The organism is Rhodococcus sp. IEGM 1354 (genome assembly GCF_030056855.1).
Lineage (GTDB): Bacteria > Actinomycetota > Actinomycetes > Mycobacteriales > Mycobacteriaceae > Rhodococcoides.
The window spans coordinates 449,984-468,233 of record NZ_JASHKT010000001.1 but is presented as its reverse complement, the minus strand read 5'-3'; the positions used below and the strand labels follow the sequence as shown (position 1 = coordinate 468,233).

Here is an 18,250-nt window from a genome sequence, read left to right as displayed (position 1 = left end):
GGGCGCTGAGCTCAACGACCGTGAGCGAGGCTCACAGTGCGCTCGGTGCCACCAGAGAGTGCACGAAGCCGATCTTCTTCACGACGGTCGCCGGCAGCACGAACGGGTACAGGTCCTGGTGACCCATCGATCGGTTGATCTGGTTGAGCGCCCATGACAACGGCAGCCACCAGTCGATGATCTGATCGAAGCCGACCTCGCCCGGCAACGGGCTTTCGAGGGTGGATCCGGCCGGAGCCATTCCGAAGGCCGCAGCCGTGTCGAGGGTGTCGCGGATGTGCAGGTAGTGGGCGAAGGTCTCCGCCCAATCCTCGGCGGGGTGCATGGTGGCGTAGGACGAGACGTAGGTGTCCTCCCAGCCCTCCGGTGCACCTTCGCTGTAGTGGCGGTCGAGCGCATCCTGGTAGCTCGAATCCGGATCGCCGAACAGTTCCTCGAACGCCGCGCGGTGTTCACCGTCTCCGACCAGCACCATCTGGTAGTAATGGCCGATCTCGTGACGGAAGTGCCCGACCAGCGTGCGGTAGGGCTCCGACATCTCCACGCGGAGCTGCTCGCGGTGTACGTCGTCGCCCTCGGCGAGGTCCAGGGTGATCAGACCGTTGTTGTGCCCGGTCATCACCTGTTGGTTGGCACTGGAGAGCAGATCGAACATCAGACCCGTGGACGCGTCCTCGTCCCGGCCGACGATCGGGAGGCCCAGCTCGGTGAGCTCGAGGATGACGCGACGCTTGTTGGTCTCCGCGTCCGCGTAGGCGGCCATCGCGTCCAGGTCGTCGTCGGCCGGGCGAGTCCGCGTCAGCCGGCAGGACAGGCAGAGGTCGTCGGAATCGGATGCGTCGACCAGCCAGTTGCAGCGTGCGGTGTTGAGATTGGCGCACGTCTTCCAGATGGCACCGTCCACCTCGGCCTCGGCGATGCCGTCTTCCTTGTCCGGGAGCACCAGGAGGGCTCTGCTCGGCAGATGGAAGCCGAGTGCGCTCGAGCAGCTCAGACACAGTGAGTTCTCGAACGACAGCTTCTGTCCGCACTTGCGGCAGATGAAATCACGCATGGATGTTCCTTAGTGGCAGGGGTGAGTCGGGCTCGTATTCCCGATTCTCGGCGGACTAATGCCGTTCGCCGAATATGTCGTGCACATCTCTTCGCCAACGCTTCCCGGCAAGAGAACCATCCACGTTACTGACCTGCGTGGAAGTAAAGCGTCGACCGCCGTGTTGGTACAGACTGCTTCACAACACCTCCGAGGAAGGACCCGGGCTGCAGATGGCAGATCAGATCACGCCGACGGACCGGCCGATGGCACGATTCGTCGAACGGATCTCGCGGGCTCGCGGCGAGAAGAACAGTGAAACCTTGGCCGCGGGCTTCCTGCTGGCGGCCACGTCGATCGCCCTGATCTGGGCGAACTCACCACTCGGTGACACCTATCAGTCGTTCTGGCACACCGAGCTGTCGATCACCGTGGGTGAGCACGGCATCTCCCTCGACCTTGCCCACTGGGTCAACGACGGGCTGATGGCGCTGTTCTTCTTCGTCGTCGGTCTCGAGGTCAAACGCGAGTTCGCGATGGGTGAGCTCACCGACAGATCTCGCGCGGCGATCCCCATCGTGGCTGCACTCGCCGGCCTGGCCGCACCCGCGCTGCTGTTCCTCGCCTTCAACCCCTCCGGCCCCGCCGCCCAGGCCTGGGGCGTGGTCATTTCCACCGATACCGCGTTCCTGCTCGGTGCCCTCGCGGTGCTCGGCCCGAAGAAGGCCGCGCGGCTGCGGATCTTCTTGTTGACGCTGGCCGTGGCCGACGACGTGGGCGCGCTGGCGATCATCGCGTTCTTCTACACCGACGATCTCGACGTGGTGCCGCTGGTGTTGGCGTTCATCGGGCTCGGACTGATCTTCCTACTGCGTCGGCTCGAGGTGTGGCGCGGTGTCGGGTACTTCGTCGTCGCGTTGTTCACGTGGGTCGCGATGTACGAATCGGGCGTTCACCCCACGCTGGCCGGCGTGATGATCGCTCTGATTCTTCCGGTGTACCCGCCGCGTCGCTCCGAGGTGGAACGAGCATCGGACCTCACCCGCGCCTTCCGTCAATCGCCGAATCCCGAATACGCCCGAGCCGCGAGACTCGGCCTGGATCAAGCCGTCTCGGTCAACGAGAGACTGATGCGCCTGTATCAGCCGTACACCGCGTTCATCATCGTGCCGATCTTCGCGCTCGCCAACGCGGGAGTGGTGCTGAGCTCCGAGACCCTGAAAGCTGCATCGACGTCGACGCTCACCTGGGGCATCATCGCCGGTCTCGTCCTCGGCAAGCTCGTCGGAATCACCGGAGCCTCGGCCATTTTCGCGAAGTTGCGGCCCTCGGCTCTGGCTCCGGGCCTGACCATGTCGCACATCGCGGGTGGTGCCGCGATGTCCGGAATCGGGTTCACGATCTCGCTGTTCATCATCGATCTCGCGCTCGACGATCCGCTGCTGGCCGACGAGGCCCGCGTCGGTGTGCTGGCGGCGTCGGTCATCGCTGCCCTGCTCGGCTGGATTCTGTTCCGCATCGACGCGAAGATCCACCCGCCGAAAGCCGAAGCATCGCTACGCATTCTGCGGCCGGTCAGCGCCAAGCGCGATCACATCCGCGGGCCCGTCGACGCTCCGCTGACGATCGTCGAATACGCAGATTTCGAATGCCCGTTCTGCAGCAAGGCAACCGGCAGCGTCGCCGAGGTACGCAAGCATTTCGGTGACGACCTCCGGTACGTCTACCGGCACCTACCGCTCGACGACTACCACCCCCATGCCCGCTACGCCGCGTACGCCAGCGAGGCCGCCGCAGCGCAGGGCAAGTTCTGGGAGATGGCCGACGTGTTGTTCCGCAACAGCGACGCCCTCGAACCCGACGACATCGACGGGTACGCACGCGAACTCGGCCTCGACATGGACAGATTCGAGGACGACATCCGCACCGGCGACTACGTGGTGCGCGTCGAGGACGACGAACTCGACGCCACGTCCTCCGACGTGGGCGGCACTCCGACGTTCTACCTGGGTCGCGGCGACAAGAACCTCACCCGCCACGTGGGCCCGTACGACGCGGCGACGCTGATCCGGGAACTCGAATCCATGTGAGCGCGGGCAGGGTTGCACAGAACACGGCTAGATCGACCGGATTCCGTCGATACGGCTTCTAAGTGTGCAACCTTGCCCGGCTCTGTCAACTCTCGGTGCGGTTTCCCTCCGCATCCCAATGCTCGGCGACTTTCTTCGACGGCTGCACTCGGGGTGGTTCGCCCGGCATCTTGGGGTAGTCGGGCGGGAAGTTCAGCTCACCGCCCGGCAGTGTTTCCCACAGGTGGAGAAGCGGTTCCAGTGAGTAGGCCTTCTTGTCCATGCCGGCCCACGGGTCGCCGTCCTGCACCAGTTGCGGCACTGTGACGAGGTTGTACTCACGCGGATCGGTGACGTCCGCCAACTGCGACCACGTCATCGGCGTACTGACGGGTGCGCCCGGCCGAGCTCGCAGGCTCCATGCGCTGGCGATCGTCCGGTCGCGATTGTTCTGGTTGTAATCGATGAAGATGCGTTCTCCGCGTTCCTCTTTCCACCAGTTGGTGGTCACCCCGTCGTCGCGGCGTTCGAGTTCGCGGCCCAGACCGATGGCCGCATGGCGCACCTGCTCGAACGTGTACTCGGGCTCGATGCGCACGTAGATGTGAATGCCGCGATTGCCGCTGGTCTTCGGATAGCCGTGTAAGCCCAACTCTTCCAACAGCTCTCGCGTCACGTCGGCGACGCGAAGTGCGTCGGCGAATGTCGTCCCGGGCTGGGGATCGAGATCGAGACGCAGCTCGTCGGGATGGTCCACGGCCGGTCGCCGCACCGGCCACGGGTGAAAGGTCAGGGTGCCCATCTGCGCTGCCCACACCAGAGATGCAGTTTCGGAGGGGCACAGTTCCTCGGCAGTGCGCTTGCTGGGGAACGCGATCTTCACCGTCTCGATCCACTCGGGCGCACCCTTGGGCAACCGCTTCTGATAGAAACCGTCGCCCTCCTTGTCCTGTGGGCCGAGCGCCAATCGCATGCCCTCGCGGTAGCCGTCGGGCCACCTCTCCATCGCGGTCGGGCGGTCGCCGATGGCCCGCATCAACGGCTCGCCGACGGCGGCGAAGTACTCGCACACCTGGAGTTTGGTGATGTCCGGGGTGCGTTCGGTCGCTTCGTAGATAACGCGGTCGGGACTCGACACTCGCACTTCGCGCTCGCCCGCCTGCACGAACGCCGGTGGTGTTTTGGCGGCCATGGTTATCGTCCCCCCGCAATCACATCGGCGACGTCGTAGCGCACCGGCACCTCGAGTTGATCGTAGGCACACGAGCGAGGGTCTCGATCCGGTCGCCAGCGCAGGAACCTGGCCACGTGTCGCAGCCGCGCACCTTCCATCTGGTCGTAGGCCACTTCGATGACCCGCTCGATGCGCACCGGAATCCAATTGCGATCGTTGGACGAATTCCAACGCGTCGCCTCGCCGTCGTACGTGACGTCCTCGCCGAGTCGGAGCGGCTCGAGTTCTTCCAGCAGTTCGAGCCTGCGCTTGTCGGTGAACGCCGATGCGCCGCCGATCATCCTGAGATCGTCACCATCGTAGAGGCCGAGCAGTAGCGATCCGATACCGTTGCCGGACTTGTGAATTCGATAGCCGATCAACACGCAGTCGGCAGTACGAGCATGCTTGATCTTGATCATCTCGCGCTTGTTGGGCAGATACGGCCCGTCGAGCTTCTTCGCTACGACGCCGTCGAGGCCTGCTCCCTCGAACCGTTCGAACCAGTCCTCGGCCACGGCCGCGTCGTCGGTGGCCGAGGTGACGAAGCAACTCGGCCCGCCCGTGCCCACCGCGTCGAGCAACCGTGCCCGCCGCGTCGAGAACGGCTCACCCGTCAGATCCTCGTCGCCGACGGCCAACAGATCGAAGCCGATGAACTGCGCCGGCGTCTTCTCCGCCAACATCGTCACTCGGCTCGCCGCGGGATGGATGCGCTCGGACAACGACTCCCAGTCCAGGCGCGTGGAACCGTTCTTCTCGCGCGGCACCACGATCTCTCCGTCGATCACGATCTTCTCTGGTAGTTCGGCCTTGACGGCCTCGACGAGCTCGGGAAAATAGCGAGCGAGGTCCTTGCCGCCGCGCGATCCCAGCACCACCTCGTCACCGTCGCGGAACACGATGGCGCGAAACCCGTCCCATTTGGGCTCGTACGACCACACCGACGGCCCGTCCTCGGGCTGAGGAGGCACCACTTTCGCGGCTTTGGCGAGCATCGGCGCAACCGGAACGGCGAGAGGAAGATCCACGCAGTTCATCCTGCCTCATGCGGCCGACAACCGAGTCCGATATTTTCTACACACATACGGTCGATGCACCCAGCACGCTTCTTTCGTCGAGAGCAGGACTCACCATGGCGTCACCCACTCGTTCGGTCCGCGCTTTCGTCGTCGCTCTGTCCGCCTGCGCGGCGGTGCTACTGACCGGATGCGCCGCGGAGGTATCCGGGACCGCCGTCGCCATCTCCGGTGCCAGCATTCCCACCACTACGACACCGCCTCGCACCACCACCAGTTCCCCGACCCCTGACATCGACGAGGGCGGCAGCGTCGACATCGACGTCGAGATCGGCCAGTGCGTCGAACTCGGTGGGACGGTCGAGAACGCAACCGTGGCCAATGCGACCTGCGGATCCCCGCAGTCCAACTACGTCGTGTTCGCCAAGACTCCGACCTCGGCCGAATGCCCGCCCGACGCCGATCAGTACTACTACGAGACGTACTTCGACATCGAGCAAGGGGCCTTGTGCCTCGACATCGACTGGATCGTCGGCGGCTGCATGGACCTGGTGGGCGAGTTCGCGCAACGCGTCGACTGCGCCACCCCGGGTGCCGACACCCGCCGGGTGGTGACCATCCTGCAGGGCACCACGTCGGTCGACGACTGCCCCGACCCCGCGTTGTACGGATTCGAGAAGGACTCCCGCAACTTCGTCGTCTGCGTCGAGAAGTTGTGACCGAGCAGCCTGCAGAGCGGCCCGATGTAGCCATTTCTCTGTCCAGTGCGCGGGGCCGATGGATCGTCGCAGCCACCGTGCTCGGGTCTTCTCTGGCGATGCTCGACGCCACCGTGGTCAACATCGCGCTCCCGGCGATCGGTCGGGATCTGGGATCGGGTGTCACCGGACTGCAGTGGACGCTCAGCGGTTACACGTTGGCGCTGGCGTCGCTGATCCTGCTCGGCGGCTCGCTCGGTGACCGGCTCGGACGCAGGCGGGTGTTCGTCTGGGGCACCGTCTGGTTCACGGCGGCCTCGGTCCTGTGCGGTCTTGCCCCCAGCATCGAGGTGTTGATCGCCGCGAGGCTGCTCCAAGGCATCGGCGCGGCACTGCTGACCCCGGGTTCGCTCGCGCTGATCTCGGCGTCCATCAGATCCGACGATCGCGGAGCCGCGATCGGGCTGTGGTCGGGGTTGGGCGGAGTGGCGTCGGCGATCGGTCCACTGCTCGGCGGCTGGCTCGTCGACGCCGTCGGCTGGCGCGCAGTGTTCCTGATCAATGTCCCGCTGGCCGTGGTGGTCGTGTGGGTGGCGATGAAACATGTTCCGGAGAGCCGTGATCCGCACGCTGCCGGTCGCCTCGACGTACCGGGCGCGGTGACGGTCGCCGCCGCCCTCGGCCTGCTCACGTACGGTCTGATCGAGTCCCACGTTCTTGCGCTCGCGTTGGGGATCGTCGCGGCCGGAATGTTCGTGGTGATCGAGCGCCGCACCCACGATCCGCTGGTACCGCCGTCGCTGTTCGTGTCGCGCGTGTTCCTGGCGGCCAATCTCGTGACCTTCGCCGTGTATGCGGCGCTCGGCGGGGTGTTCTTCCTGCTGGTGTTGCAGCTGCAGTTCGCGGTCGGGTTCTCCCCTGTCGCAGCCGGATTGGCCACCATTCCGATCACCGTGCTGATGCTCGTACTGTCGGCCCGTGCGGGCCGGCTCGCGGGGCGCATCGGCCCGCGCATCCCGATGACGGTCGGGCCGCTGCTGTCGGCGGCAGGACTGCTGCTGATGCTGCGCATCGAGCCCGGATCCACCTATGTCGCCGATGTTCTCCCCGCCGTCGTCGTGTTCGGCCTCGGCCTGTCCGCTCTGGTGGCCCCGTTGACCGGAGCCGTCCTGAGCGCAGCACCGGACGACCGCGCCGGAATCGCATCGGGCGTCAACAATGCTGTCGCCAGAACCAGTCAACTGCTCGCCGTTGCTGCGCTGCCCGCGTTGGCCGGCATTGCCGGGTCCGATTACTCTGCGCCGCAGGTGTTCTCGTCCGGGTTCCACTCGGCGATGCTGATGTGCGCCGGGCTCTTGGTACTCGGCGCAGTCATCGCGGCTGCGCTGATAAGGAGCACTGGCGACACCTCCGACTGCCCACCGCACTGCGATCTGGGTGCCCCACCGGTCGACAGACGCAGCGTCGACTGACTGCTCACCGCACGATCAACACCGAGCATTCGGCATGGTGCACGAGGTTCTGACTGACCGACCCCAGGATCGCACCGCGGAGGGCACCTCTACCTCGGCACCCGACCACGAGCATCGATGCCGACGCAGACAGCGCTCGCAAGCCTCGCGTCGGGCTCGATTGGGCACTCACGGTCGTGAGCTGCACAGCCGGATACTTCTCGTGCATCTTCTCCACATGCGTGTCCAGCCAACGCTTCTCGTCTTCCTGCACCGCTTGCCAGTCGATGTAGCCGGCGCTCATCCCGATGCCGGCCTGAGCCGCGAACCCCCAGTAGTTGACTGCGATCACGGGTGCGCCCAGGTTGTCGGCCATCTCGAGCGCGGCACCCAGCGCTCGATCGGACTGTTCGCTGCCGTCGATCCCGACCACTATCGGACGGACCACGTCGGCCTTGTCGTTTTCGTTGCGGAGCAACAACACCGGACACTGGGCGTGCGTCATGACGCGCAGCGTGTTGCTACCGAGGGTCAGGTCGCGGATCGCGCTCGACTTCCTGGATCCCAGCACGACCATGTCTGCTCCTACGTCGGCCACGTACGACGCTATGGTGCCGTCCACACTGACGGTGTCCACGGACACCCCGTGTGCGGCGACGCGTACTTCTGCCTCTGCTCGGACGAGGTGTTTGCGGCCCATGGCGCGAAGATCCCTCTCCAGCGCGCCACCGTCGACGAATGCCGCCGACCCATACCAATCCCCCACGGGAACTGCATGAACGAGACGTACGGTCGCGTGGACCTTGTCCGCGTAGGTGCCGGCCCATCGGGCTGCAGCCTCGGCCTCGGCCGAGCCGTCGATACCCACGACGATGGGAAGTGTGCGGGCGATGGAATTACTCATGTGATCTTCCTGTCTCGATGTCGACGGTCACGGCACAGTCGCCATGACGTGATGGGTTGCAGTGCGGTCGAATCGGCAGTCCGCGTTCGCCTCCGGTCAGCGGCCGAAGAGCGCGGACACCTCGTCGAGATCGATGTCGGTTCGGCAACCGCTCGGCTCCAATTCGACGTAGAAACTCTCGTAGCCGCGCGGGTCTGCACCTCGCTCACCCGTGCTGCGCCGCTCGAACACTCGTGCGTCCGGCCACCGATCGAGCACGGCTGTTCTGAGGATGTGTCCGTCGGGCGAGACTCCGCTGAGAGGCCCGTACTCCGCGATCACCACCGAATGGACGACACCGTCGATCGATGCAGTGGTCACCGGAAACACCATCGGTGCCGATCGGGTCGGAATCTCGACGACCACGGAGTCGGAATCGACCCGCATCGAGCCCGGCACCTGCGGTCTTTCGCTGTCGGTCATCCTCGTTGTTGCTGCTCTCGCGGGCTCACGGCCGGGCGTCACATCGACCCCGCGACAGAATCGGAACCCGAAGGCGCATGGGACCTGTGCGCGGCGTGCTGCCCTGCACGAAGGCTCACTGCGGCCATCACGAACATCGCTGCTGCCGCACCTCCGCTGACCGCAGCCCAGCCGGTCACACCGGACGCGAGCAACGTCAAGAACAGGCCTACCGCGGCGACGCCACACACCAGTAGCACTTCGGCGAGAACATTTTCGGCCTCGGCCAACACGGCCTGCCCGTCGTGTCCGTCGTGTACTTGCTGCTTCATCTCGAACTCCTCGAAGTCGACGAATCGGTAGAACCGACATTGCCGAATTCTCGATGTCGACGGCAGGGTCGAAAGTCCCGATGCTGCCGCCATGAGGCCCGGCCTTCACCCTCGTGAATCCATCTCGCCCACCGTCGGTCCGCGCATCAGCTCGACGCCCGACACCGAGGTCGGGATGACTTCGACGAGTCGGTGCATGGGTGGGCCGTCCGAATGCGGCCGGGGCAGTAGCTGTTCGAGGACTTCGCGTCGAGCATCCACGACCGCGCGGGCGATTCCGTGAATTACGACAGTCGATACGGTCAGGTGAGCGTCGTCCTCGGCGTCCACTTCCAGGACGACCGAGGAATCGAGCGCACTCCACCCCAACCGCGACCGCCCCTCGGCGTAGAAATACACCCGACTACCGCTCCACACGATGGAGACCGGGTCGATGGTGGGCCCGAAGTGGTCATGGCCGATCAGCCGGGCGACGGTCGCCCGTTGCGCAAGCCGATGAGCGTTGTTGGAGTCCAGAACTCGTCGACGATCATCACTTCCGCGCACACGATTCGGTACGGTGCGGTTGGTCATCGGTCTCTGCAGATCATCACCGGGCAGTGGGCGTGGCGGGTGAGGTTGCTACTGGTCGATCCGAACAGTGCTCGGGCAACCACTCCTCGCCCGTGACTGCCGACCATCACGAGGCCGGCTCGCTTGGACAGATCGACAAGGAGATGCGCCGGGTTACCCTGTCGCACCACATGTTCGACACTGACATCCGGATATTTCTCGGCCCATCCGGCCAGACATTCGGAGAGCAGCATCTGCTGCTCACGCTCGATCTCGATGCTGTCATGCGGCCCCGGCGGGGAGAGCACCGCACCGTGGGACCACGAGTTCCAGGCGAGCGCGGCGATCATCGATACACCGAACAACGAGGCCAGATCGAAGGCCTGCTCGACGGCCGCCTCACTCGTTGCACTTCCGTCGATACCGACGAGGACCGGCGCGTCGAAGCCGGCGTCGCCCTCCCGCCACACGATCACCGGGCACAGGGCCGCGTTCGAGGTCTCCTGCGCCGTACTGCCGAACAATGCGGACACGATCGGACCGGAACCCGAATTGCCGACGACGAGCATCCGCGCGGTGGAGGAGAGTTCGACCATCATCGTGCACGCCGTCGCCTCCTCCACCGAGGTGGAGACGGCAAGGTCCGGATGACGGGCCAGCACTGCGGCAGCGACGTCGGTCACCATGTGTTCGGACGCTCGGCGCTGCTCGTCCCACACCTCCTTCGGCACGACCGCTGCGGGCTCGCCCATGTAGATCACAGGCTGCTGTACTGCAGTGGCGATGAGCAGGGGAGAGTCCACCCTTTCTGCCAGTGTCGCCGCCCAGAGCGCAGCGCCGATACTGCCGGCCGAACCATCCACCCCCACCACGATTTTCTGATGTGCTGCGAGAATCACGATCGTCTCCTGTTCGTTGCGCGTGCGGGAGCAGACAGCACCGACGCCACCGCATGTCGTGGGGTTCGAGGTGCCGGGCTGCCGATCATCGGTGTACCGACTCGAATGAGCACCTGTGCCATGCCGATGTGCGGTGCCAGCGACTGGACGAGACGCCTGCTCCCGGCCTGCTCGGTCATGTGAGTCAACGGGCACGTCGCCAAGCCGTCCGCGGTCGCTGCCAAGAGAAACGACGACATGGCCCGGCCACAGTTCAGCCAATCCAGTCGTTCGTCCGACGGTGTGCCGAGCAGCACCACCGAGGATTCGTCTTCGACCGTCTCCCGCGGAACCACCGTGCCGACGCGGTGCGGTTCGGGGAATGCTCGCCCCACCTGGACCCTCGACGAGTCCGCGCGGGTCGTCAGCGCCTCGGGCGGAATTCCTCCGGAGCGGAACGAATGCCCGGCCCACCATCTGATCTCGGCCTGGTACGTCGCGTCGTACTTCCGGATGCCCGCGCTCAGCGTCGAGGCCCTCGCCAACGTCTGTTTCGACTCTGCCGACAAGACGGTCATCTCGGTGCCGTACTGCTGCCGACCGAGATACCGCGTCAGAACACGATCGGTCGGCACCGGTCCGAACGCCCGACGATCCGAGTGCCGACGATTGATCGCACTCAACATGTCGAACTCACGCGACCGAGGATGCGCGTCGTGCACGAGGCGGATACGAGCAAGATGATCCGGCGTGCCCGGGGCGGGCAACAGGTCGACCTCGGTCTTCCACCGAAACGCCGCGGCAGCCTTCTCGAGATGGTCCAACGCAGCCCCGCAGCTCATCACCATCTGCCGTTCGGTCGGGTCGATCACCCCCAGCACGCGGGAGGTGTCGGTGTACAGATCGAGTCCGTGTTCGGAGTACGTCCACCTCCACGGCTGGCTGTTGTGCACCGACGGCGCGCGACACGCGAGCTCCACCAGCATTTCCACCACGGCCGTATCCGGCTGATCGTTCATCGTCTCTCCTCGACCTCCCACCGCGATGCGGTGGATCCGTCCCCACTGTCGCCCCGAGGTCGCGGTGCTCGACAGGGCCGTTCGTCACTCGATGGAGGGCATTCCGGTGCATGCCGAAAGGGCGCGGCGCCACAGGTTTAGTGTTGACGGTGAATGCGACTCGGGGCGGAACCTGAGGACGCGACCGAGGAGCCACCATCGCCGACCGTTCAGGAGTGTCATGACGACCCCGCACAATCCACCCGAAGTCGACGTCAAGCCACGCAGCCGGGACGTCACCGACGGGCTGGAGAAGACTGCCGCCCGCGGCATGCTCCGCGCCGTCGGGATGGGCGACGAAGACTGGGTCAAGTCCCAGATCGGCGTCGCGTCGTCGTGGAACGAGATCACTCCCTGCAACCTCTCGCTCGAACGACTGGCGAAGGAAGTCAAGAAAGGCGTCCACGCGGCCGGCGGGTATCCGTTGGAATTCGGCACCATTTCGGTGTCCGACGGCATCTCGATGGGCCACGAGGGCATGCACTTCTCGTTGGTCTCGCGTGAGGTCATCGCCGACAGCGTCGAAACCGTCATCAGCGCCGAACGTCTCGACGGCTCCGTGCTGCTCGCCGGTTGCGACAAGTCGCTGCCCGGAATGTTGATGGCTGCCGCGCGTCTCGACCTCGCCAGCGTCTTCCTCTACGCCGGATCCACCCTGCCCGGTTTCGCCACCCTGTCCGACGGCAGCGAACACCAGGTGACGATCATCGACGCCTTCGAAGCCGTCGGTGCCTGCTCGCGCGGACTGATGTCGCGCGCCGACGTCGACACCATCGAACGCGCCATCTGCCCCGGCGAAGGTGCCTGCGGCGGCATGTACACCGCGAACACCATGGCCAGCGCCGCCGAGGCCATGGGGATGTCGTTGCCCGGCAGCGCTTCTCCGCCGGCACCGGATCGTCGCCGGGACGGCTTCGCACACGCCAGCGGCGAGGCCGTCGTCGAATTGCTGCGACGCGGCATCCGCACCAGCGACATCCTCACCAAGGAAGCCTTCGAGAACGCGATCGCCGTCGTCATGGCTTTCGGTGGATCCACCAACGCCGTGCTGCACCTGCTGGCCATCGCGCACGAAGCCCAGGTCGAACTGACTCTGGCCGACTTCACCCGCGTCGGAGCGAAAGTTCCGCACCTTGCCGACGTCAAGCCCTTCGGCAAGCACGTCATGACCGACGTCGACGCCATCGGCGGTGTCCCCGTAGTCATGAAGGCGCTGCTCGACGCCGGCCTCATGCACGGCGACTGCATGACCGTCACCGGAAAGACCGTGGCGGAGAACCTCGCTCACATCGCTCCCCCGGACCCAGACGGCAAAGTGCTGCGCGCACTGGACAAGCCGATCCACCCGACCGGCGGCATCACCATTCTCGAAGGATCACTCGCCCCGGGCGGAGCCGTCGTCAAGTCCGCCGGTTTCGATTCCGACGTATTCGTCGGTACCGCACGAGTTTTCGAGCGTGAACGCGCGGCCATGGATGCTCTCGAAGACGGCACCATCGCGGCAGGCGACGTCGTCGTCATCCGCTACGAGGGACCCAAGGGCGGACCCGGAATGCGCGAAATGCTCGCGATCACCGGAGCCATCAAGGGCGCGGGCCTGGGCAAGGACGTCCTGCTGCTCACCGACGGACGATTCTCCGGCGGAACCACCGGCCTCTGCGTCGGACACGTGGCACCCGAAGCGGTCGACGGCGGCCCCATTGCCTTCGTCCGCGACGGCGACCAGATCCGACTCGACGTCGGCAAGGGCACCCTCGACGTTCTCGTCGATGCAGCCGAAATGCAAGCACGCCAGGAGGGTTGGGCACCGCTACCTCCGCGCTACACCCGCGGAGTGCTGGCCAAATACTCGAAGCTGGTCGGTTCGGCATCGAACGGTGCGGTGCTGATCTAGCCACCCGCCCTAGCCCCCGGCCCCAGCCCCCGGCCCCAGCCCCGGTGTCCGCGTGAATGGACCATTGCATACGTCTGGACAGTGCAGTGGTCCATTGACACCGATACCGTTCGCGCGTGAATGGACCATTGCATACGTCTGGACAGTGCAGTGGTCCATTCACGCGTTCGGGAGGTCTACAACGGCATGGCCCAGATAGGGCTCGAGCGTTCGTTCATCTCGGTGCACGTCGCGTGTTGTCGGCTGGCTCGTTGGTAGAAGGTCTGCAACGGTTCGGTCGGCTCCACGTCCGGCGGTGTGGGTACGACGGGCAGTTCGCCGAGTTCGAGCGCCAACTGGTAGATGCTGGGGCGTTCGAGTTCGGCGTCGACCAGTGCCGGCGCGGCAGCGTTGTGTGGCTTCGGTGTTCGCGGTACACGCGGCGTACTCGGTTCGGGCTTGGCTGCCGACGGGCGTTCGAGTAGCTGCTCGAGCTCGGCGACCTCACGGACAGCCGCTGCGCTCGTGGCCGGCGGCGCAACGAAGGGCACGATCGGCTCGAACGCGATCATCTCCGACGACGACGCGAGTGCCTTGTTCTTGGCCGGGATGAGGAATGCCACGATCACGGTTCCGGTCCCGAATACCACGGCCGCAACGACACTGGTGTGCACGACTGCACTGCCGAAGGCAGAGATGGCATTCGCTTCGAGATTGTCGGCGAAACCGCTCAGAAATGCATTCTGCTCGCGAATGATGTCGGAGACGATCACCGCACCGGCCAGCGAATCCTGCGATGCCGCAAGCCCTTCTGCGGCCTGACCGGTGTACTGGCCGTTGGGTTGCTTACCGGGGAAGGTCTGCAGAAACCCCTCGATTCCCTGTCGATACGACGCCGCCAGAACCGAACCCAACACAGCGATGCCGAGAGACCCGCCCAGTTCGAGTGCAGTGTCGTTCAGGCCGCCGCCGACACCGAGCTTGTCGTCCGGGAACTCACCCATGATCGCATCGGTGCAGGGCGAGACGGACAGTCCGATGGCGAGTCCGAGCAGCGTCAGTACGGGTAAGAAGTCGACATACGTTGCCGTCGAATCGATTCCGACGAGGGAGACGACCGACAGCGTGCCCACGATCATCCCTGCGATGACGGTGACACGCGGCCCCATCTTGGGGGTCAGCCACATCGTGATTCCGGACCCGACGAACACTGCGCCGGCCAGCGGCAGCAGATGCACTCCGGTGGAGACCGGGCCGTACCCGAGAGCGAACTGGAGGTACTGCGCCACGAAGTAGATCGCCCCGAACGTCACCAGGAAGAACACCAGTACCGCAAGGGTGGCACCCCCGAGGACACGCGAGGAGAACATCCGCACGTCCAGCAATGGATTGGGGTGCCGTAGTTCCCAGCCCACGAAACCCAACACCGACAGCAGTCCGACGAGGCCGAAGTACAGCGGCCCGACGGTCCAGCCGAAGTGCATGCCCTCGATGATGGAGTAGACGATGGTCGAGACGGCCAGAACAGACAGCAACCCGCCGATCCAATCGATCGCACCGGCATCCACGGCTCGCGACGGCGGGACGAGTACGACGGCTCCGGCTATGGCGGCCAGCGCAATCGGGACGTTGATCAGAAATGTCGAACTCCACGTGAAGCTCTCGAGAAGCCACCCGGCCAGCAACGGCCCGGCGGCGATGGCGAGGCCGGACGTGGCCGCCCACACAGTGACGGCTGTGGCCCGCTCACGCTTGGGGAATGTGGCCACCAGCAGAGACAACGTCGCAGGCATGACGATCGCGGCAGCCACGCCCATGACGATTCGAGCCAGGATCACGCCGAGCGTGGCATCGGTCAGCGCCCCCGCCACCGACCCCGCCACGAAGATGATCAGTCCGATGATCAGCGCGCCGCGTCGGCTGTACCGGTCGCCGATCACTCCGCACAACAGCATCAACGACGCGTACGGGACGGTGTATCCGTCGATCACCCATTGAAGATCACTGCTGGTCAAGCCCAGATCCATCGTCATCGACGGCGCGGCGACGAGCAGGGACGTGTTCGCCATGACCACGATCAGCAGGCTCAGGCACAACACCACCAAGGCCGCCCAGCGTCGGGCATAGGGTTTGTGCATTTCTTGGACAGGTGTCATCGCAAGCAGTGTCATGTGTTCCCCCCGTTGGCAAAGTGCGACACACCTTGCACAGTGCTGTGCAGCTTAAGAAAACCGCGCTAGGATCGGCAATCTTTTGTGGCGGCAACCACACTGCGTCGGCGCGATCGTGCTAGAAGTGGACGTGTGCCGAAGACGACGGAGTCGAGACCGAGCGCACGGACAGCCCGATCGCCCGTGCAGCGAAGTGACGCCCGCTCCAACAGAGCGCGAATTCTCGATGTCGCGCAGGGGGTGTTGGCGAACAACCCGGACGCGACCATCAACGACGTCGCGGCCGCGGCCGGGGTGGTCCGGCGAACGGTGTACTCGCACTTCGCCTCTCGCGAAGCCCTGATCGACGGCATCGCACTCGAAGCCGCAGAACGCATCTCGGCCGCGCTCGACCGCGATCCGGCCGTCGACGAATCCGCCGTCACCGTGTTCGTGCGACAGACGTTGGCGCTGGCACGCGTCGGAGAACAGTACCGACTACTACTTGCGGTTGCGCGTACCGACCTGGGGCACAACGGTCTTCACGACCTGTTGGGACCGATGCGGGAGTCGGCTGCGGCTGTCATTCGACGCGGACAGCGCGAGGGTGTGTTCTCCACCTATCTGCCGGCCGAGGTGCTGATTCTCAACATCGAGGCTATCGCGCTGTCGATCCTCGAGGCCACCAATGCCGGGCTGCTCACCGACCCTACGGGTGTGGCCACCACGTCGAGTCTGGTACTGCTCGGAATCGCACCGGACGAAGCCGAACGCATCGTGAGCGGCGTCCGTGCCGCGGACGCACCAGCCGGATCCCACCCCTGAAACGACGAATGTCCCGCCTGCGCAATGTTATTGCGCCGACGGGACATCGGTCTACCAGTGCGGGTCAGGGGGCGGGTACGAACCCTGCGCCGAGTCCGTTGCCCTGATCGACGTTGCGAAGAATCGCATCGAAGTTGGTGCCGACCTCGGGGCCGAAGCAGGCCACACCGAGGTACGCGTTCACCATGCCGACGAGCGTGTTGCCGACGACGACCGGACTACCCGAGTCGCCTTCGACGACGCACAGCTGCGCCCAGGTTTCCTGCGACTGCAGAATGTCGCCGTACGCCAGGCCGCAGGTGTTGCCGGTGGTGCGGCCTTCCTTGCAGACGATGTTCGGGAATGCGGTGGGCGGGCCCACCTGCGAGATGGTCACGTTGCCGACACGGCTGATCGGGGCAACCCGGTCGCGCTGGAACTGGATGAGGGCGTAGTCGTACTCCGGATTGGAGAACGCGATCGTGCCGACCTCACCGAGCGAGGTGTCGTATTCGGGAACGATGGAGTCACCCGCGCGGCCGCAGTGGCCGGCGGTGAAGCCGACGAGATTTCCGTTGCGGTCGTTGCCGATCGTCGTCAGCGTGCACTCCGCCTGGCCTCCGACGATGATTCCGGACCCACCGCCGAGAGCTGCGGGAGCGGCCGCAGATGCGGTCCCCACGCCGACGCTGGCTACGATTGCAGCCGCCCCCACGACGACGAGCATGAATTTCTTGAACATGTACTCCCTCTCAGCGGTGTCGGCAGAACCCTAGCAACAGAACGTGTCGTAACACGAGCTAGTCGCTCATACGTCCTGCTCGAGGGCCGCAAGAGTCGTCCGAGCTTCCTCGAGCTGACGACTCAGTTCTGCGACTCGGCGTGCCGCTTCCTCACGTGCATGGGAGATAACAGCCTCGACCGCATCGCGTGCAGTGACATCGCCCAGTTCACGAACGGCCCGACCGACCGCTTCCGGGCTCACCGGCTGCGCCTTGGTGGGCCTCTTCGCGCCCTGCGTGACGGTGACCGACCAATCGTTGTCGGCACCGGCATGAATGGTCACGCTCACTCCGCCCGGCGCTTTCTTAGGACGACGTGGGACCGAGCCGGTCGACGCAGTCCCCGGCTTGGCAGCAACGGCGGTCGCGGGTACCGACTTCGGAGCGGCGTTCGATGTCGGAGCCGTGGTCGAAGCAGAGACCGGCTCGGGAGCAGCGACCGGCTTCGTCGCCGGCGCGGCCGATGCCGTCTTCTTGGCGGGGATGCGCTTGGCCGGTGCGGGTGGGGTGGCCGGGTTGCGGGTGATGCGCAGCTCCTCGGCCTCGTAGGGCAGTTCGTCGTTGACGCCCTTCGGGCTGATGGTGACGGTGTTGCCGTCGATGGACACCACCTTTGCCGACGTACCGTCGGGCAGACCGAGGCTCGGATTCGGCTCACGAAGATACACGGTGGCGCGACGCCCCTCGGCGAGCGCAGCTGCCAGCGTCGTCAGGTTCTCGGGAGTCAGCGAATCGTTCACGGCGCGCCCACGGGGTGGCATCGACTACCGGCCTTTCTCGAAAGTGTTTGCGAATACTGTCGCACAGATTCACGCACACAGGCGGCACCGCATCGAGTATCGGTCGCGAGGATGACGTCGATCCGAAGTATGCGTAACCCTGAGTAACTGTAACCCTAAGTAACAGTTACTGTGATTAACACCAAGGAGGCTTGGCCAGAGAAGGCCGATGACACGACTCTAACCGACCGGCCGTTCGAGCGCCCGTCGAGTG

The 18,250-nt window shown here is 65.2% G+C and carries 17 protein-coding genes; 5 read left to right on the top strand and 12 right to left on the bottom strand.

Features of this window, described 5'->3' with window-relative positions:
* Window positions 1-31 precede the first annotated feature (31 nt).
* The gene (locus QM588_RS02395) at window positions 32-1,054 is read right to left on the bottom strand and encodes a zinc-binding metallopeptidase family protein (RefSeq protein ID WP_283311212.1); all 1,023 of its coding nucleotides are present in this window, start codon (window positions 1,052-1,054) and stop codon (window positions 32-34) included.
* Between the two features lie 212 nt (window positions 1,055-1,266).
* On the opposite strand from QM588_RS02395, the gene nhaA reads away from it, so the two are divergent.
* The gene (gene nhaA / locus QM588_RS02390; RefSeq protein WP_283311210.1) at window positions 1,267-3,123 is read left to right on the top strand and encodes a Na+/H+ antiporter NhaA; all 1,857 of its coding nucleotides are present in this window, start codon (window positions 1,267-1,269) and stop codon (window positions 3,121-3,123) included.
* A gap of 85 nt (window positions 3,124-3,208) precedes the next feature.
* Here nhaA and QM588_RS02385 read toward each other — a convergent pair whose 3' ends face one another.
* The gene (locus QM588_RS02385; protein ID WP_283311209.1) at window positions 3,209-4,294 is read right to left on the bottom strand and encodes a DNA polymerase domain-containing protein; all 1,086 of its coding nucleotides are present in this window, start codon (window positions 4,292-4,294) and stop codon (window positions 3,209-3,211) included.
* A gap of 2 nt (window positions 4,295-4,296) precedes the next feature.
* A complete protein-coding gene (locus tag QM588_RS02380; RefSeq protein ID WP_283311207.1) occupies window positions 4,297-5,346 on the bottom strand; it encodes an ATP-dependent DNA ligase in 1,050 nt (349 codons plus the stop codon).
* Window positions 5,347-5,450: 104 nt separating this feature from the next.
* Here QM588_RS02380 and lppU point away from each other — a divergent pair, with 104 nt between their 5' ends.
* Together lppU and QM588_RS02370 are read left to right on the top strand one after the other, a co-directional pair.
* Window positions 5,451-6,053 (top strand): LppU family putative lipoprotein, encoded by a 603-nt coding sequence (gene lppU / locus QM588_RS02375; protein ID WP_283311206.1) that lies wholly within the window; start codon window positions 5,451-5,453, stop codon window positions 6,051-6,053.
* On the top strand, window positions 6,050-7,504 hold the full coding sequence (locus tag QM588_RS02370) for an MFS transporter (protein ID WP_283311205.1): 1,455 nt from the start codon (window positions 6,050-6,052) through the stop codon (window positions 7,502-7,504). The genes lppU and QM588_RS02370 overlap by 4 nt, the downstream gene beginning before the upstream one ends.
* Window positions 7,505-7,508: 4 nt before the next feature.
* Here the strand turns inward: QM588_RS02370 and QM588_RS02365 are convergent, their stop codons facing one another.
* The 6 genes from QM588_RS02365 to QM588_RS02340 form a co-directional block, all read right to left on the bottom strand.
* Window positions 7,509-8,387, bottom strand: coding sequence for a universal stress protein (locus QM588_RS02365; protein WP_283311204.1), 879 nt, complete (start codon window positions 8,385-8,387; stop codon window positions 7,509-7,511).
* Window positions 8,388-8,483: 96 nt separating this feature from the next.
* Window positions 8,484-8,849 carry a hypothetical protein gene (locus QM588_RS02360; protein ID WP_283311202.1) on the bottom strand — a complete coding sequence of 122 codons (366 nt, stop codon included), beginning with the start codon at window positions 8,847-8,849 and terminating at the stop codon, window positions 8,484-8,486.
* A 38-nt stretch (window positions 8,850-8,887) separates the two neighbouring features.
* Complete coding sequence (locus QM588_RS02355; RefSeq protein WP_283311200.1) at window positions 8,888-9,160, bottom strand: hypothetical protein; 273 nt, start codon at window positions 9,158-9,160, stop codon at window positions 8,888-8,890.
* Window positions 9,161-9,265: 105 nt separating this feature from the next.
* Window positions 9,266-9,733, bottom strand: a complete 468-nt coding sequence (locus tag QM588_RS02350; protein WP_283311199.1) for a pyridoxamine 5'-phosphate oxidase family protein — start codon at window positions 9,731-9,733, stop codon at window positions 9,266-9,268.
* Window positions 9,730-10,611, bottom strand: a complete 882-nt coding sequence (locus tag QM588_RS02345) for a universal stress protein (RefSeq protein ID WP_283311198.1) — start codon at window positions 10,609-10,611, stop codon at window positions 9,730-9,732. The genes QM588_RS02350 and QM588_RS02345 overlap by 4 nt, the downstream gene beginning before the upstream one ends.
* Entirely contained in the window at window positions 10,608-11,609 is a 1,002-nt protein-coding gene (locus QM588_RS02340) for an Acg family FMN-binding oxidoreductase (RefSeq protein ID WP_283311197.1), read from the bottom strand. Before QM588_RS02340 ends, QM588_RS02345 begins: the two co-directional genes overlap by 4 nt.
* Window positions 11,610-11,829: 220 nt before the next feature.
* Here QM588_RS02340 and ilvD point away from each other — a divergent pair, with 220 nt between their 5' ends.
* The gene (gene ilvD, locus QM588_RS02335; RefSeq protein WP_283311196.1) at window positions 11,830-13,542 is read left to right on the top strand and encodes a dihydroxy-acid dehydratase; all 1,713 of its coding nucleotides are present in this window, start codon (window positions 11,830-11,832) and stop codon (window positions 13,540-13,542) included.
* Between the two features lie 176 nt (window positions 13,543-13,718).
* Here ilvD and QM588_RS02330 read toward each other — a convergent pair whose 3' ends face one another.
* Complete coding sequence (locus QM588_RS02330) at window positions 13,719-15,692, bottom strand: MFS transporter (RefSeq protein ID WP_442972850.1); 1,974 nt, start codon at window positions 15,690-15,692, stop codon at window positions 13,719-13,721.
* Between the two features lie 183 nt (window positions 15,693-15,875).
* Here QM588_RS02330 and QM588_RS02325 point away from each other — a divergent pair, with 183 nt between their 5' ends.
* Window positions 15,876-16,496, top strand: coding sequence for a TetR/AcrR family transcriptional regulator (locus QM588_RS02325; RefSeq protein WP_283311191.1), 621 nt, complete (start codon window positions 15,876-15,878; stop codon window positions 16,494-16,496).
* A 64-nt stretch (window positions 16,497-16,560) separates the two neighbouring features.
* Here QM588_RS02325 and QM588_RS02320 read toward each other — a convergent pair whose 3' ends face one another.
* Window positions 16,561-17,217 (bottom strand): serine protease, encoded by a 657-nt coding sequence (locus tag QM588_RS02320; RefSeq protein WP_283311190.1) that lies wholly within the window; start codon window positions 17,215-17,217, stop codon window positions 16,561-16,563.
* Window positions 17,218-17,283: 66 nt separating this feature from the next.
* Window positions 17,284-18,018, bottom strand: a complete 735-nt coding sequence (locus tag QM588_RS02315; protein ID WP_283311189.1) for a DUF6319 family protein — start codon at window positions 18,016-18,018, stop codon at window positions 17,284-17,286.
* Window positions 18,019-18,250 lie beyond the last annotated feature (232 nt).